The organism is Bradyrhizobium sp. USDA 4516 (genome assembly GCF_054055915.1).
Genome location: NZ_JBSRXT010000001.1, coordinates 550,797 through 565,507, shown reverse-complemented (window position 1 = coordinate 565,507; position 14,711 = coordinate 550,797). Strand labels below are relative to the sequence as shown.

General features: G+C 62.2%; 10 protein-coding genes and 1 pseudogene. 8 read left to right on the top strand and 3 right to left on the bottom strand.

Going from position 1 to position 14,711, the window contains the following annotated elements:
- The first annotated feature begins 71 nt into the window (after positions 1–71).
- The 5 genes from ACVI1L_RS02600 (at position 72) to ACVI1L_RS02580 (ending at position 5,453) form a co-directional block, all read left to right on the top strand.
- Entirely contained in the window at positions 72–1,460 is a 1,389-nt protein-coding gene (locus ACVI1L_RS02600) for an MFS transporter (protein ID WP_456782216.1), read from the top strand.
- A gap of 213 nt (positions 1,461–1,673) precedes the next feature.
- Positions 1,674–2,378 carry a haloacid dehalogenase type II gene (locus ACVI1L_RS02595; protein ID WP_456782215.1) on the top strand — a complete coding sequence of 235 codons (705 nt, stop codon included), beginning with the start codon at positions 1,674–1,676 and terminating at the stop codon, positions 2,376–2,378.
- Positions 2,365–3,597 (top strand): CaiB/BaiF CoA transferase family protein, encoded by a 1,233-nt coding sequence (locus ACVI1L_RS02590; protein ID WP_456782214.1) that lies wholly within the window; start codon positions 2,365–2,367, stop codon positions 3,595–3,597. The genes ACVI1L_RS02595 and ACVI1L_RS02590 overlap by 14 nt, the downstream gene beginning before the upstream one ends.
- 12 nt (positions 3,598–3,609) lie before the next feature.
- Positions 3,610–4,026 carry a PaaI family thioesterase gene (locus ACVI1L_RS02585; protein ID WP_456782213.1) on the top strand — a complete coding sequence of 139 codons (417 nt, stop codon included), beginning with the start codon at positions 3,610–3,612 and terminating at the stop codon, positions 4,024–4,026.
- Positions 4,023–5,453: an FAD-binding oxidoreductase gene (locus tag ACVI1L_RS02580; RefSeq protein WP_456782212.1), complete on the top strand. Its 1,431-nt coding sequence runs from the start codon at positions 4,023–4,025 to the stop codon at positions 5,451–5,453. Before ACVI1L_RS02585 ends, ACVI1L_RS02580 begins: the two co-directional genes overlap by 4 nt.
- Before the next feature lie 372 nt (positions 5,454–5,825).
- Here the strand turns inward: ACVI1L_RS02580 and ACVI1L_RS02575 are convergent, their stop codons facing one another.
- A complete protein-coding gene (locus ACVI1L_RS02575; RefSeq protein WP_456782211.1) occupies positions 5,826–7,058 on the bottom strand; it encodes a tyrosine-type recombinase/integrase in 1,233 nt (410 codons plus the stop codon).
- A 1,113-nt stretch (positions 7,059–8,171) separates the two neighbouring features.
- On the opposite strand from ACVI1L_RS02575, the pseudogene ACVI1L_RS02570 reads away from it, so the two are divergent.
- A pseudogene (locus ACVI1L_RS02570) lies at positions 8,172–8,494 on the top strand (DUF736 domain-containing protein).
- A 175-nt stretch (positions 8,495–8,669) separates the two neighbouring features.
- Here ACVI1L_RS02570 and ACVI1L_RS02565 read toward each other — a convergent pair.
- Positions 8,670–9,305, bottom strand: a complete 636-nt coding sequence (locus tag ACVI1L_RS02565) for an Lrp/AsnC family transcriptional regulator (protein ID WP_456782210.1) — start codon at positions 9,303–9,305, stop codon at positions 8,670–8,672.
- Positions 9,306–9,619: 314 nt separating this feature from the next.
- The gene (locus tag ACVI1L_RS02560) at positions 9,620–11,065 is read right to left on the bottom strand and encodes a helix-turn-helix domain-containing protein (RefSeq protein WP_456782209.1); all 1,446 of its coding nucleotides are present in this window, start codon (positions 11,063–11,065) and stop codon (positions 9,620–9,622) included.
- A gap of 91 nt (positions 11,066–11,156) precedes the next feature.
- On the opposite strand from ACVI1L_RS02560, the gene ACVI1L_RS02555 reads away from it, so the two are divergent.
- Entirely contained in the window at positions 11,157–12,686 is a 1,530-nt protein-coding gene (locus ACVI1L_RS02555) for an acyl-CoA carboxylase subunit beta (RefSeq protein ID WP_456785501.1), read from the top strand.
- A gap of 2 nt (positions 12,687–12,688) precedes the next feature.
- On the top strand, positions 12,689–14,704 hold the full coding sequence (locus ACVI1L_RS02550) for an acetyl-CoA carboxylase biotin carboxylase subunit (protein ID WP_456782208.1): 2,016 nt from the start codon (positions 12,689–12,691) through the stop codon (positions 14,702–14,704).
- The last annotated feature ends 7 nt before the right edge of the window (positions 14,705–14,711 follow it).

Genomic DNA, 14,711 nt, shown 5'->3' with positions numbered 1-14,711 from the left:
CTTCCAAACAATTTCGGTCGATCTCTGTCGACCCCTGGGAGGGATAGATGCAAGCGATTTCGGGCGTACAGGTGGCATCGGTCAACGCGGGCGCTCGCCTCGATCGGCTGCCGATTTGCGGCTTTCATTGGCGAATCCTTGCGCTGATCGGCGCGGGCATGTTTCTCGACGCCTTCGACATCTACCTCGCCGGCGGCGTTCTCGGAGCCGTGCTGAAGGAGGGTTGGTCGACACTTGAACTCAATGCGGCATTCGTCACCGCGACCTTCATCGGCATGACCTTGGGAGCATGGTTTTCGGGCATTCTAGGCGATCGCTACGGTCGCCGTTTCTCCTATCAGGTCAATCTGGCCATTTTCGGTCTCGCCTCTCTCGCCGCGGCGCTTGCCCCATCCATGCAAGCGCTGATCGCAGCGCGCTTCGTCATCGGGATAGGGCTGGGCGCCGAGATCGTCGTCGGCTACGCAACGCTGACCGAGTTCGTTCCAGCATCGTCCCGCGGCCGATGGATCGGTATCCTGGCCGTCATCACCAACTTTTCCCTGTTCGTCTCGTCGATGATCGGGCTGTGGGTCATTCCGAGCCTCGGATGGCGCTACATGTTCGGCCTCGTCGGCGTGCTGGCGATGATCGTTTGGTTCCTCCGGAAGTCGATGCCCGAATCCCCTCGGTGGCTGGCTGCCAACGGCCGCGCCGACGAGGCCGAGGCGATCCTCGCCCGCATCGAAGCGGAGGCGGCGAAGAAGGGGCCTCTGCCGCCAGTGTCGACTGCGCAGCGTGTGGAGAACGAGGGCGGTTCGGTCTGGCGTCTGTTCGCGCCGCCCTACCTCGGCCGGACCCTGCTCGGCAGTCTTCTGCACATCGTCGTCGGTTTCAGCCTGTACGGCTTCATTGGCTGGTTGCCGACGTTCATGGTCAAGGGCGGTCACAGCGTCGTGTCGTCGCTCGGCTACACGACGCTGATGTCGCTGGGCGGCCCGGTCGGCTCGCTGATCGGTTTGGCTCTGGCGGATGCGATCGGCCGCAAGCCGTCGATCATCGGATCGTCGATCGCTGCGGCGACCTTCGGTATTGCGTATCCGTTCATGCCAGACGGCGCTCCGCTTGTTGCGGTCGGCTTCCTTCTCGTCACCGCGATCTACGTAATGTTGGCCACTGGCTTCGCCATGCACGTGCCGGAGCTCTTCCCGACCCGCTACAGGCTCCGTGGCACTGCCATCTGCGCGACCGCCGGGCGCGTGACGACGGCGTTGGTACAATTCGCCGTCATTGCGATCTTCGCGTGGAAGGGGCTCGTCGGCGTGCTGGTGACCCTCGCTGGCATTCTTCTCTTCCAGGCGGTGGTCTTCATGATCTTCGGCTTCGAGACCAAGGGTCGCGCACTTGAGGAAGTCTCGGGCGCGCCGACCGGGAAGGAAGCGTCGGCCTCAAGAGAGAAGGTCGTCGGCATCGGAGCCTAGCGGTCACCGGCCACAAGTAGCAGTGGGCCCGGAGATTCCCCTCGGGCTCACTGCCGTCGAGCCGTCTGCAGAAGCTGTGACCTGTGGAGCCGCGACGATAGTCACGACATTCACGTCACGAATGTGCGCAGAAGAACAATCCATTTCAGAAATGGCGCTGGATGCGATCATATCCGGATCGTCCATTCAGCCAAAGAGCAAAGGGAAGAAGCTATGACCGACATTCAGAAACTGAAGGACACCGTAAAGGTGTGCATGTTCGACCAGTACGGCACCGTCGTCGACATGCAGGGCGGCCTTGTCAAGATCGCGACGCCGTTCCTCAAGGAGAAGGGCTGGACCGGCAATCCGAACTCCTTCGTTACCTGGTGGCGTCGCACCCACTTCGAAAACTCGATGATCGACGCGCTGCTCCATCGCGAGCACACGCCGTACCGCGAGATCGGTCACCGCGCCGTCTCGCAGGTCATGGACCGGTCGGGCATCAAGTACACGAAGGACGAGGTGAAGTATCTGGTCGGCGAAATCGAAAAGCTCGAATGCTTCCCGGAGGTGCCGGCGGCTCTCGCCAAGCTGCAGACCAAGTACAAGCTGGTCGTGCTCTCGAACGGCGACCGCGACATGCTCGAGACCGCCAAGAAATATCACAAGATCCCGTTCGACAGCGTCATCTCCGTCGCCGAGGCGAATTCCTTCAAGCCGCACAAGGCGACCTACACGAAAGCCGCCGAGATTCTCGGCCTCAAGATGGATCAGATCCTCTTCGTAGCCAACCACGCCTTCGACGTCATCGGCGCCAAGTCGGCCGGTATGCGCACGGCGATGATCAACCGCCGCAACCGGCCGTTCGAAGAGACGCCGCACAAGCCCGACATCACGGTCGAGACGATGAAGGATCTGGCGGATGCGATCGTCTAGTACGGAAGCTCTCTCCGGCATCAAGGTCCTGGACCTCTGTCGCGTCGTCTCAGGCCCCTTCGCCACGATGCATCTCGGCGATCTCGGAGCGGACGTCGTGAAGATCGAAGATCCTCGTGTCGGCGACGAGAGTCGCCGATACGGTCCTCCGTTCGTCAACGGGGAGAGTTCGTACTTTCTCTCGGTCAACCGCAACAAGCAAAGCTGCACGATCGATCTGAAGTCGCCCGCGGGAAGGGACGCGGTGATCGCGCTCGCCAAGGCCGCGGACGTCGTCATCGACAACTTCAGGCCAGGGACCCTCGACAAATGGGGCCTGTCCTACGAAGCGATGAGCGCCAACAATCCCAGGCTTATCCAGTGCAGCATCTCCGGGTTCGGCCGGACCGGTCCGGATGCGAGCCGGCCCGGTTACGACCTTATCCTGCAGGGCGAGTCCGGCGTCATGGACATCACCGGAGATCCGGACGGCCCGCCCATGAAGGTCGGCACTTCGATCGCCGACCTGGTCACCGGCCTCTACGCGTCGCAGGCGGTGCTCGCCGCGCTCATGAAGCGCGAGAGGAGCGGCGTCGGCGGTCGGGTCGACGTCTCCATGCTGGATGCCATGGCCTCGCTGCTGACGTTCAACGCCGGCATGTACTTCGCATCCGGAGAAAGCCCGAAGCGTCGCGGCAACGTGCACCCCACGATCAGCCCGTACGAAACCTTCGAGGCGAGCGACGGCTGGTTCAATCTCGGCGTCGCCAACGACAAGTTCTGGTCACTGTTCTGCGCCGCCGTCGACCGCAAGGACCTCGAAGCCGATCCCCGCTTCGACAAGGCACCGAGGCGGGCGGCGAACCGCGCCGAGCTGGGCGCGATTCTGCGTCCGATCTTCAAGTCCGAGCCGCGCGACCGTTGGCTCGAGATCTTCGGCGGCGCCGGCATTCCGTGCGGAGCGATCAGGACGGTGGGCGAAGTCTGCGAAGCGCCGCAGCTTGTTCAGCGCGACATGGTCCAGACCGTGACGCACAGGGTCGCCGGCGAAGTCAAGTTCGTCGCCCGGCCGCTGCGTTTCAACGACGAGCCGCCCGCGCCGTCCACGCCGCCCCCGACCCTCGGCGAGCACACCGTCGAGGTGTTCGAGCACTGGCTCGGCTGGACGCGGAAGGAGGTGTTAGACTTCGCCTCCAAGGGCGCCTTCGGAGATGCGGCGCTGAAGCAGTCGGCCGAATAGGGAGCATGACGGATGGACGAGGCGCAGGTTCGGGAACTGATCGTGGCCGCCATGGGCGACGGTCGCCATGAATTCGGATCGTTCTTCCTGTCGCGCCTCTTCGGGATGTCGGTCTCTTATGAGGCTGACGCCTGCATTGTTTCCCTCGATGTGAGGCCCTACATGTTCAACCCGCAGGGATCGCTCCATGGCGGCGTGCTGGCGACGGCTCTCGACATCTCGATGGGGCACCTACTCAAGCATCAGTTCGGCGCCGGTGCCACGCTCGAGATGAAGGTCCAGTATTTCGCTCCGGTCCGCAGCGGCCTGGTCACCTGCCGCGCGAGATCTCTCAAGAGGGGTCGTAAGATCTTCTTCCTGCAGTCGTCCGCCCACAATGGCGCCGGGGCAACGATCGCGCACGCCACATCCACTTGGAAACAGTTATGAACGACGTTGTCGCCAAGCTCCGGGAGCTGCTCGGCTCCGGTTGCATTACTGATCCGGCGCTGGCGGACGGATATCTGTCAGACTGGCGTGGTCTACTTCGCGGCAACGCAGTCTGCGTGCTGCGGCCCAGATCGGCAAGCTTGCTTTCGCATAGCGTCCGCATCTGTCGGGGTGCCGGCATCAGCGTCGTGCCTCAAGGAGGCAACACAGGGCTCGTCGGCGGCGCGACGCCGGACGAAACCGGCCTGCAAGTCGTGATCAGCACCGGCGCCATGAAGAACATCCGGACGGTCGACCCGGTGGACATGTCCATCGTTGCGGAAGCGGGCGCAACGATCGCGGAGCTTCAGATCGCGGCAGCAGACGCGGGCGCACTCTTTCCCTTGTCATTCGCCTCGGAGGGCACCGCCACCCTCGGTGGAGCGCTGGCGACGAACGCAGGCGGCATCTCTGCCGTAAGGTACGGGAGCGCGAGAGACCTCCTGCTGGGAATGGAGGTCGTGTTGCCGGACGGCCGCATCTGGAACGGCCTGCGCACGCTACGGAAGGACAACACCGGCTACGCCCTCAAGCACCTCTTTGCGGGTTCGGAAGGAACGCTCGGCATCATCACCGCGGCGGCGATGAAGCTCGCGCCGCTGCCGGTCGGCCGCGAAGTCGCCTTTTGCGCCGTCGAGACCGAGGACCAAGTTCTGGACTTCTGGATGAAGCTGCGCACGGCTGCCGAAGGCAACGTGCGGGCCATCGAGTACCTATCGGGATCATGCGTGGAGCTGGCGAAGCGCGAAGGGTTGCGCCCTCCGGTCGGGAAAGCGGATCACTATGTGCTCGTCGAACTGACGTCGAGCCGTCCGGATGCGGGGCTTAGGGACATGCTCGAGGCGTTTCTCGCCGACAGGCTCGACGAGAGCACCATTGTCGACGCCGCGCTCGCCCAGAGCGGCGAGCAACAGAAGCAGATCTGGCGCCTGCGGGAAGACCAGACCGAGTTTCAGAAGAAGGCGGGCCGCGACTTGAAGCACGACGTCGCCGTGCCAGTGGCTCAGGTGCCCGAACTGCTGCGCCGAAGTCGCGCCGACATTGAGGCCGGATCCCCGGGTGTCGCTGTCGTTACGTTCGGTCATCTCGGAGACGGTAACATTCACCTGAACGTCGTCCTTCCGGCTTCGCTCACCGCCGAACGGGCCGCGGAGCAGGGCAAGCAGATCAGCCAAGCGGTCTACGATATCGTGCTCTCGCTCGGTGGGACGTTTTCGGCCGAACACGGCATTGGTCGGGCCAAGGTCGACCTGCTCGAAAGCAAGAGAGACTCGATCGAGCTCGATCTGATGCGCCGGATCAAGGCCGCGCTCGACGAGGACGGCTCATTCAATCCCGGCAAGATCTTCAGACCATCGCAGAGCGAGCCAGCCAAGGTGCGACGATGAAAGCAGTCTATTTCTCGGCGAGAGGAAACTCGAAGTCCGCGTCACCTCCGATCCGACTCCAGGACGGAGCGAGATCATTGTCGAGATCAAGGCTTCCGGCGCGTGATGAAGCGCCATTAGCGAGGGCGCTAGCGAATGCTTTAATTGAAGTCACGCGCTTCCGCCGGTCGTCGCGCGCCGATCCACGCCGTTGGAGACCGAGCGCCAGTTTTCAGTCGTAACTGGTGGTTTTTGGCCTAAGAAGGTCAAAAATGCTTGATCTTTCAATGGGGATTGACTGACACTCGCTCCGCCGCGACCAGGGACGTCAGACGAACTTGATAGTCCTCGTCCCGCCCGCTCTACCGATCCAAGTCACGTGAAATCACATCTCTATCCGCGCAGTGGCAGCACGGAACCTATTAGACCGCCGCGGCTTGCTTCGACCTTTCTCTCTCGTTTGGCGATCTTCTCGACGGCGTCTGCGAGATAATCGGGGTGATGATGGCCGTAAGTATTGAGCAGAACGTCAAGCGACATACCCAGATAGCCCGCTGCTTGCCACGGATCGGCGCCACGTTGCATCAACCAGGTCGCTGCCGTATGCCGGAGCGTGTGAGGCGAAATGCCCGCGCCGAGACCGGCCAGTCGGACGGCGGTCTTGAAAGCCGTCTTCACCGAGCTGACGGGTTTTCCGTTGAATTCCACGAAGTGCTTTGCGTGATGGTCGATCTGATGCCACCGCCTGAGATGGGCAAGCAGGCGAGACGGGATCGGCACCGGCGGTTGCCGCTTGTTGGTCTTTGCGTCGCCCTGGCGGCGGCGGTAATAAATACCGCGCTCCAAATCGACGAACGCGCGGCCGACCGCCGGAATCGGTGAGGCCGCTGCAATCGCGCCGGCCCGGGAGCCGCTATAAACGCCGATCAAAATGAATCGGGCCAGGTGCCGTAAGGGCCGTTTTCCAGTCGCGACTTTCTGGCCTCTCAGGGGTCCCCGCGCCATTTTCTGCATCTCGCGGTACCGCCAACACGTCCAGATCAGTTTCGCGGCGTCGGATCTCGCGAGCCACTTGTCGCGGGGCTCGCCCTTGGCCGGCAGTGTGATCTTGACGATCCCTCGATGGTAGCCTTCAGCCGCATGATGGTTGATGGCTGCGCGCAGGTCTTCAAGATCGCGCCTGGCACCTCCCTTGTTGCCGCGCTCCCTTGCGAATTGACGGCACCGCTCGCCGTCGACGCCGGCCAGCATTTTGGCACCCCACCAATCGTTCAGCCGTCCGATACGCTTCTTGAACTTGCGTATGCCGGGAATTGTCTCTTCTTCATCTCGGGCGACCTTGAATCGATCGCGCAGCTTGGCGAGCTCGGCGTCTAGGTAGATCGACAGCACGTCGCCGATCGGGATCGATTCAATGTCCTGGGCCTTGCGCTTGGGGATATATTTCGAGGCAATGTAATCCTTCAGCGCCTGCTCGGCGGCCGCAATTTCATCTGAAGCGCAGCCTGTGCCGATATCCCGGCCATTGTCTCGGATGATCCACGTTGCCCTGTGGGTGATCCTGCCGGCCTTGTCTCGTCGGGCGGCTTTGAGCTGGAGCCTGGCCCCTTTGCTTCGACGCGGCATAATTCCCTCATTCGCTCAATATGGAAAAGTGTCGTGTAGTCCTTACCCGCGATGCGCTCGATGACGAGCCGCCCGCGAGCGTTTTCTCGGCGCAATCCGGAAGCGGTCATCGAACCATCCGGGAACGCCATGGCTGCTGCCACAGAAAGCCGGAGAGGGTCGTGCGGGCCAATGTTCTCCCGGCGTTTTGAGAACTCGACCATGCTAGCGAGAGCGCAGTCTGCGAATGACTAACGATGATCGGATTTCAGGCGATCGCCATTGCCCCTTTTCTGGTTGGCTGAAGCTTGTGCTTGCCTTGAATTGCCGGACGAGGATTGGACCCGCTGGTGCCCGCCCGCAATCAGGAACGCCGCGCCGCTCAGCGCAACCGCCAGGAGGCATTCTTCCACACGAGCCAGACGTCTCGAGGTCATCGGTGCCCATCGGCACATAAAAGCGGCTCGTGGACGGCAGCTCAATTGCGACAAGCGGCAGCTTGGGCAGGCTAGGGCGGCTACGAAGAAAGCTTGGGGCAGGCGCGCCAACATTGTCCTAGATGCGGATATCGATCACTTTCGCGATATGCTCCATCCGCTCTCGGGGGCCAACACTGTTCTGACCGGGTGATGCTTGCTCCTTATTCACGCGCGCGAAGTCGGCTCTCTTAAGCGAGGCGACCGGCTCACGCACTGACCCGCTGGCTGCACACCGACAGTCCTCGCCGCTGGATAACGTTCGTCGGCTGCTCGGTATGCCTCGCACGAATTTATCGGGCTGAGTGTCTCGCCGATACTGGTAGATTTGACAGGTTGTGCATTGGCCTGACGGGCCGCCTGGGACGCTCGGTTCGATGTCTCCGATTGCGAATGTCGGCCCTGTGGCGCCTCATTGGGCGATTTCCCTGCTTATGGACGTGACGACCTATGGGAAGCGTCCCGCCATCCGAAACCCTCGCCAGCTTCTTTTTTCCCCGCCGGCAAGCCGGCTCCTCGCGATCGCTTCGCTGCAAAAAAGTCGCTCTCTCGGGTGCGCCGCTGCGCTTCGCCCCGACGGGTTCAGTGCCGTTTCGCTTCCCATGACGGTCTCGCCATCGCAAGGGGATCGGCCCTGCCGCAGCGAAGGAGACAGACCATGACTGCAATCGGATTCGTCACCCGTAACGACAACGGCGGCTTCAGGGCGAGCTCAAGACCTTGTCCATCCGAGCCCACATCGACATCGTTCCCAATAGCGGCAAGTCGACTGAGGCTCAGCCGGATTTCCGCATCCTCGCCCAGGGTATCGAGATCGGAGCTGGCTGGATCCGGCGCGGCGAAAGCAGCGGCAAGGACTACGTCAGCCTGTCACTTGCGGCACCCGAACTCGGGTCGCGCAAGCTCTACGCCAACCTTGGCCGAGCCGTCGGCCTGGGCGATGACAATGGCTTTTTCCTGATCTGGAATCGCGGTGACTAGTCGTCGATCCTGGGCTCCCGCGGTTTGCGCGGGAGCCTTTCTCTAGGCGGCCGGTTTTGACCGTCGCGTTCCGCGCGCGCGATCGAACGCCGAACGGCACTCGATCTTTGTGCGTTGAGCAAAAAAGCACGAACAACGAGCGCAAGGTCGAGACTGTTCTCCTGGGCGCCCTTGCCTAAGGAAGGCTTGAGGGGTACTGCCCGTCACCCCGCGAAATCCGCGAAGTCTCGAGATTCATGCCGCCATCGATCCGCGCCTGGGGCGAGGCGTCGTACTGCGGTTTGGCGGGCCTGTCGAGGCGCCTGGAGGAGCTGCACGGCTTGACCTGAACTGGCCGGTTCGTGTCGATAGGGAGCACCGTCTTGTGGGATATCCGCTTCAGGGCCAGGTTCGAGCGGATGCTCGAAACACCGGTTATGCGGGAGAGCTTGTTTACGATGAGATCCTCAAGAGCCTCGATATCAGACACCATAACACGGAGAAGATAGTCGTTGTCCCCGGTCATCAGGTAGCATTCCATCACCTCGCCAAGGCGATCGATTGAACGCGTAAAGCTCTCGAGTGATGGCTGGGCCTGCCTTTCAAGTTTTACTTGTATGAATGCCGTAACGCCGATGCCGAGAACTGCGGGATCCAGCACCGCAATTCGCCGGTCAATGACCCCGAGTTTTTCGAGCGTTCGAACTCGAGCGAGACACGGAGACGGTGAGAGATTGACACGGGAAGCGAGTTCAACGTTGGTCAAACTCGCGTTCTGCTGCAGTTCATTCAGGATCTTTATGTCGATCCTGTCCAAAGCCGTCGTCGTCATTTCGTTCTCCCATGGGCAAGCATTCGTCGTCCCATCGAGGCCCCGCCCCTCGCGTTATTCCGCGTGGTGACATCTCGATGAAATAAATGCTATCTCTCGCCCGGGCATGTAGAATTTCGATAAAATGACGACTTGTATCGAAAAACGGTCAATCTGATCTTGCCGCTCGAACACGTGGCCTGCGCGCCGTTGACGGCTGCCGTCGTGATGAGCAACGCGATTGCAATCTGTGCACCGATCGGGTCGCGGGAACTGAACCAGGTCCCAGCCCAAGCCCGCGATCATTGGAGATCTCGGCTTTGTCGTCGACGATTCTAGCCGGGTAATTGGTAGGGCAGTATGTCCCTGCGATCGCGGTCTATTCTCAATCTGCTCTTGAGCGGCGGGATCGCGCGTTGAGGACAGTTGGTCCGCTCGCAGATTCGACAAGAAATTCCGATGGGATCGAAAGTTCCTTTGCTTGTGAGGTCGAGCCCGTCTGCATATACGAAATCTTTTGCATAGGAGACTTCGCATCCCAGCGCGATGGCATAGCGGGGACGAGGAGAGCCGAAGCCGCCTCGGCCTTTCGAAAGTTCGGTTGCGATGCAAAGAAATCGAATGCCGTCCGGTGTCTCGGCGAGTTGCCGAATAATTTGGCTTGGGGCCTCGAATGCCTGGTGCGCATTCCAGAGCGGGCAGGCGGCTCCGTAGCGTGCAAATTGCAGTTTTGCCGCGCTGTGGCGTTTGGTGATGTTCCCGGCGCGGTCCAATCGGGCGAAGAAGACGGGCACACCCTTCGAGCCCTGCCGTTGAAGCGTCGACAGGCGATGAGCAACCTGCTCCAGGCTTGCGCCGAACCGGGTCGCGAGCAATTCGAGATCGTGCCGCAGCTCTCGAGCGGATTGCAGGAATCGTTGGTACGGTAGAACGAGGGCGCCCGCAAAATAGTTTCGCAATCCGGCGGCGCACACGTTTCGGGCATCGACTGATCGAAATGTCGCTTTATCTGCAATCTGACCAATCCGGTCTTCTTGTTCGAGAGCCGCGATTTGCAGAGCGATCTGGAAGGTCCGGGTTGGTGTCTGCAGATATTGGCTCAGAAACAGCGTGCGCGATGCGCGATCGAATTGTCGCAATGAAGTCTCGTTCGGACCGCTCTGGCGAATCCGTACGCCATGTTTCGCTTCCAGGTAGCTGATCAACGCGGTCGTCGGGTTGCTGTCGGGAATATTCAGCCGGTCGGCAAGAGCCTCGGCAGCGGTATCCAACTCATCGACGTAATTGTCGACCAGGTGAAAGAAATCGCGAACTTCCTCATAAGCGGTCGGTTCTCCCGCCAGATTGGCGATCTGGCTATCCAGGCTGGCGAGCTGCTCGCTGTTGCGCCGATATGCCTGATGCGCGTTCAGGAGCGCTTGAGCAAAACCGGGAGCGTTCTGAACCACCAGCTTCAACTCTTGTATGCTGGGCGTGTAAGAGGCGAAGATCGGATCAGCCAATGACTCAGCCAGCATCGAAATGACTTTGTCGCTGTCGTTGAGCGACAAGGAGCTCAGGTCGACCTGAAATTTTTCGGCAAGCAGCACCAGCACGGAGGCCGAGACCGGCCGCTGATTGTTCTCGATCTGGTTCAGGTAACTGAGCGAGATTCCCAGCCGCTCCGCGAATGCCGCCTGGGTGAGCATTTTGCTCTCCCTTACCTCGCGGAACCTGCGGCCGATATAAAGCTTTCCTGCCATTTGCAACTTCGCAATTTGCTGTTTGCTGGATTGTAACATGTGCAAATGTGCGTCTTCAAGCCTTCTCAGGCCTCGGATCGCTTGTGTATGGCGGGTAAGACCTGCTCGCGGACCACCGGGGTGTTGTGTGATCTCCACAATTGAAGCTCTTGAAGAACGTCGCGTCGGCGCAAGGCTTGGCGGCGGCGAAAAGCGCATCGAGGCGCAGCACGCCCGCGGCAAGCTGACCGCCCGCGAGCGGATCGAGCTGTTGCTCGACAAGGGCTCGTTCGAGGAATTCGACATGTTCGTCGAGCACCGCTCGATCGAGTTCGGCATGGAGAAGAGCAAGATCCCGGGCGACGGCGTCGTCACCGGCTGGGGCACCGTCAACGGCCGCAAGACCTTCGTGTTCGCCAAGGACTTCACCGTGTTCGGCGGCTCGCTCTCCGAAACCCATGCGCTGAAGATCACAAAACTGCAGGACATGGCGATGAAGGCGAGGGCGCCGATCATCGGCCTCTATGACGCCGGCGGCGCCCGCATCCAGGAGGGCGTCGCGGCGCTCGCAGGCTATTCCTACGTGTTCCGCCGCAACGTCATTGCGTCAGGCGTGATCCCGCAGATCTCCGTCATCATGGGCCCCTGCGCCGGCGGCGACGTCTATTCGCCTGCGATGACCGACTTCATCTTCATGGTGAAGAACACCAGCTACATGTTCGTCACCGGCCCCGACGTGGTGAAGACCGTCACCAACGAGGTGGTGACCGCGGAGGAGCTCGGCGGCGCCTCGGTGCACGCGACGCGCTCCTCGATCGCCGACGGCGCGTTCGAGAACGACGTCGACGCGCTGTTGCAGATGCGCCGGCTGATCGACTTCCTGCCGTCGAACAATTCGGATGGCGTGCCGGAATGGCCGAGCTTCGATTCCATCGAGCGGGTCGACAATTCCTTGGATACGCTGATCCCCGACAATCCGAACAAGCCCTACGACATGAAGGAGCTGATCCTGAAGGTCGTCGACGAGGGCGACTTCTTCGAGATCTCGGAGACCTTCGCCAAGAACATCGTCACCGGCTTCGGCCGCATCGCCGGCCGCACCGTGGGCTTCGTCGCCAACCAGCCGATGGTGCTGGCGGGCGTGCTCGACTCGGACGCCTCGCGCAAGGCCGCGCGCTTCGTGCGGTTCTGCGATGCCTTCAACATCCCGATCGTCACCTTCGTCGACGTGCCGGGCTTCCTGCCCGGCACCGCACAGGAATATGGCGGCCTGATCAAGCACGGCGCCAAGCTGCTGTTCGCCTATTCGCAGTGCACCGTGCCGCTCGTCACCATCATCACCCGCAAGGCCTATGGCGGCGCCTTCGACGTGATGGCGTCGAAGGAGATCGGCGCCGACATGAACTACGCCTGGCCGACCGCCCAGATCGCGGTGATGGGCGCCAAGGGCGCGGTCGAGATCATCTTCCGCTCCGACATCGGCGACCCCGACAAGATCGCGGCGCGCACCAAGGAATACGAAGACCGCTTCCTGTCCCCCTTCATCGCCGCCGAGCGCGGCTACATCGACGACGTCATCATGCCGCATTCGACGAGGAAGCGGATCGCGCGGGCGCTGGCGATGCTGAAGGACAAGAAGGTCGAAATCCCCGCGAAAAAACACGACAACCTGCCTCTGTAACCATGTTCAAGAAAATCCTGATCGCCAACCGCGGCGAGATCGCCTGTCGGGTCATCAAGACTGCGCGCCGTATGGGGATTGAGACGGTCGCCGTCTACTCGGAGGCCGACCGCGACGCGCTGCATGTCGAGATGGCCGACGACGCCGTGCTGATCGGGCCGCCCGCCGCGGCCGAGAGCTATCTTCTGATCGACAAGATCGTCGAGGCCTGCCGGAAGACCGGCGCGCAGGCCGTTCATCCCGGCTACGGCTTCCTGTCCGAGCGCGAGGCGTTTCCGCGCGCGCTGGAGGCGGCCGGCATCGTCTTCATCGGCCCGAACCCCGGCGCGATCGCGGCGATGGGCGACAAGATCGAATCCAAGAAGGCGGCCGCGAAAGCCAAAGTCTCGACCGTGCCCGGCCATCTCGGCGTCATCGAGGACGACAAGCACGCGGTCCAGATCGCCGACGAGATCGGTTACCCCGTGATGATCAAGGCCTCGGCCGGCGGCGGCGGCAAGGGCATGCGCATCGCGCATTCCAAGGCCGAGGTCGCCGAGGGCTTCAACCTCGCCAAGGCCGAAGCGAAGTCGTCGTTCGGCGACGACCGCGTGTTCATCGAGAAATTCATCGTCGATCCCCGGCATATCGAGATCCAGGTGCTCGGCGACAAGCATGGCAATGTGATCTATCTCGGCGAGCGCGAGTGCTCGATCCAGCGCCGCAACCAGAAGGTCATCGAGGAGGCGCCGTCGCCGCTGCTCGACGAGACCACCCGCCGCAAGATGGGCGAGCAGGCGGTCGCGCTGGCCAAGGCGGTGAACTACGATTCGGCCGGCACCGTGGAATTCGTCGCCGCCCAGGACAAGAGCTTCTACTTCCTGGAGATGAACACCCGCCTGCAGGTCGAGCATCCCGTCACCGAGTTGATCACCGGCACCGACCTCGTTGAGCAGATGATCCGTGTCGCGGCCGGCGAGAAGCTCGCGATTGCGCAGAAGGACGTGACCTTGACCGGCTGGGCGGTGGAATCCCGCGTCTATGCCGAGGATCCGTTCCGCAACTTCCTGCCGTCGATCGGCCGCCTGGTGAAGTATCGTCCGCCGGCCGAAGCCAGCCATGACGGCATCACCCTCCGCAATGACACCGGCGTGCAGGAAGGCGGCGAGATCTCGATCCATTACGATCCGATGATCGCCAAGCTCGTTACCCACGCCCCGTCGCGCGCGGCGGCGATCGAGGCTCAGGCGACCGCGCTAGATGCGTTCTATGTCGACGGTATCAGGCACAACATTCCGTTCCTGTCGGCGCTGATGAACCATCCGCGCTGGCGCGAGGGCCAGCTCTCGACCGGTTTCATCGCTGAGGAATTCCCAAAAGGGTTTTCCGCGCGCGCGCCCGAGGGCGAGATCGCGCGGCGTGTCGCGGCGGTCGGTGCCGCCATCGATCACGTGCTGGGCGAGCGCAAGCGGCAGATTTCCGGCCAGATGGGTGGCCGCGTCGTGCTGCGCGAGCGCCGCCGCGCGGTGTGGCTCGATCGCGCCGAGATCGCGCTCGACGTCGCGCGCGAGGCCGACGCCATCGCGGTGCGTTTCATCGGCGACGACGGGCTGCCGGGCAATCCGCACAATCTGGTGTCGAGCTGGGTGCCGGGCGAGCCGGTCTGGCAGGGCACCATCGACGGCAATTGCGTCGCGGTGCAGGTGCGGGCGATCAACAACGGCTTCCGCCTCGCGCATCAGGGCTTTGAGGTGCCGGTCTATGTCTTCACCGAGACCGAGGCGACCTCGGCGCGGCTGATGCCGGTGGTGTCGGCGGCCGACACCGGCAAGAAGCTGCTGTGCCCGATGCCGGGTCTCGTGGTGTCGATCGCGGTGACCGAGGGTCAGGAGGTCAAGGCCGGCGAAACCCTCGCGGTCGTGGAAGCCATGAAGATGCAGAACGTGCTGCGCGCCGAGCGTGACGGCACGGTCAAGAAGATCCACGCCGCCGCCGGCGCCACGCTTGCGGTCGACGCGTTGATCCTGGAGTTCGCCTGACAATAGG